Raw genomic sequence first — 821 nt, forward strand, 5'->3', positions numbered from 1 at the left:
GACTACTCGTACTACAACATTGGCGACCGTGGTTCACGCTCGTTTAAAGAGCTTACTGAGCTTTTCGCTGGAAACGGCATGATAGGTTTTGTTGCTAAAGAGCGTGTAGACGGCAAACTCGTGCTTAAAGAAGCAGTGCAGATTCTGCCTGTTAAAACAAGCGTAGCAGCTTAAAAGACGGTTAAAAGTTAAGGAGGGGTGTTGATGATAGTTACAGTTGAGGAAGCAAAAAACTATCTTAGGGTGGATAGTAGAGAAGATGATGAGCTTATCAACACCCTTATTCGTTCTGCTGAAAAACTCTGCCAGGGAGTGGCTCGTAAAAACGATAGGAGTTTGATTAGTGAAAACTTTGACGAGTATCGGCTCGCAGTCTTATACGCTACAGGCTACTTGTATGAGCATCGGGAAGAAGCAGACCATCACGCTCTAACTCTCACTTTACGTTCGATGCTTTTTACTGTTAGAAAAACGGGGTTTTAAATGAGAATAAGTTTATTAAACGAGCGTATTATGCTGCTTAAAAACAGTGTAGAGGTTGATGAGGTTGGTAATCATAAGATTAAGTGGAGTAAATATTACGAGTGTTACGCTACGGTGAGTGCTGAAAGCCCATCTGAGCAGACTTCGGCAGGAAACGTGTGGGATGAGTCAAAAATAGATTTTACTATCCGCTATTCGAAAGAAACCACTGTAATATCATCCACCAGGTATCGTGTTATTTTTCATGATACGGTTTATGAGATTTTAGGTGTTGACCACATGAATTATAAGAAGAAAAGCCTGAAACTTCACTGTAAGAGGTGTAAAAAGTGAGCAAA

General features: G+C 40.8%; 3 protein-coding genes. All 3 read left to right on the forward strand.

All coding sequences use genetic code 11. The features are described 5' to 3' along the window. Positions 1-174 (forward strand): phage major capsid family protein (locus P0108_RS07105; protein WP_473730936.1); only part of this gene is annotated, 174 nt, incomplete at its 5' end. 30 nt (positions 175-204) lie between these two features. Continuing rightward, the gene (locus tag P0108_RS07110; RefSeq protein WP_174142805.1) at positions 205-483 is read left to right on the forward strand and encodes a head-tail connector protein; all 279 of its coding nucleotides are present in this window, start codon (positions 205-207) and stop codon (positions 481-483) included. Next, positions 484-816: a phage head closure protein gene (locus P0108_RS07115; RefSeq protein WP_410313071.1), complete on the forward strand. Its 333-nt coding sequence runs from the start codon at positions 484-486 to the stop codon at positions 814-816. Positions 817-821: the final 5 nt, after the last annotated feature.

The organism is Gardnerella sp. c10Ua_244 (assembly GCF_055818055.1).

What these genes read in the sequence shown, in the direction of transcription:
- P0108_RS07110 (WP_174142805.1), top strand. Translation starts at nt 205, where the DNA reads ATGATAGTTACAGTTGAGGAAGCAAAAAACTATCTTAGGGTGGATAGT.
- P0108_RS07115 (WP_410313071.1), top strand. Translation starts at nt 484, where the DNA reads ATGAGAATAAGTTTATTAAACGAGCGTATTATGCTGCTTAAAAACAGT.